1 protein-coding gene is annotated in these 711 nt (G+C 67.5%); it reads right to left on the minus strand.

What is annotated here, in order from left to right; genetic code table 11:
• The coding region (locus MOV75_RS40670) for an SH3 domain-containing protein (RefSeq protein WP_247008484.1) at positions 1-711 on the minus strand (711 nt) is incomplete at both ends.

Below are 711 nucleotides of genomic sequence, written 5' to 3' on the forward strand. Positions count from 1 at the left end.
GATCGGGCCGCCGAGTTCGCGCTGGGCGGGCATCCATTTGGCGTCGACGAAGGGCGCCTGGAAAAGTCCGCCGGCGCGCGTGTAGCCGTTGGCAAAGCTGGCGCCAACCTTGTTGGCCGCGACCCAGCCGCGCCCGGCATAGGGTTTTGGCGCGCTACGTGGATATTTCTTGTCGTCCTCGTAGTCCTTGCCCGGCGGCTTCGCGCCTTCGATCAGAAACCAGCCGCTCTTGAAGCCGATGATACGGAATTCGGTGAGCCAGCCGCCCTCGGGCGTGTTCTCGGCGCCGCCGAGTTTGAGCTGATAGGGCGGCGGCAGCGTGCCGAGCACGCGCGCTTTCACCGACGGCTCGGCGCGCACGTTGAGGCCGCTAGGATCCTTGTCGATCGACCAGGCGCCGAGAGCGCAGGGTTCGGTGCCCTCGGGCAGCGTTGTGCGCTTTGCCGCGAGATCGGCGTGCAGCTTTGCGAAATCGCTGTCGTCGTCGTCAGGGGCCGGCTCGGCGCGCGGCGTCAATTCGGCTGAGACCGCGCGTGTCGCATCCGGTGTCAGCGTGACCACGAGGCTCTGACGCGCGGCGAACACGCTGGCCGGTGTTTTCGGATCGTTCGATGTCTCGGGATAGACGGCAAGATAGCCGGTCGCACCTTCGGTGCGATAGGCGGTGCCGGCCACGTAACCCGCCGGCACCAGGGCGAGCGCGCTTGCGCG

Origin of the sequence: Bradyrhizobium sp. PRIMUS42 (assembly GCF_023006515.1) — a bacterium.
GTDB lineage: Bacteria > Pseudomonadota > Alphaproteobacteria > Rhizobiales > Xanthobacteraceae > Bradyrhizobium.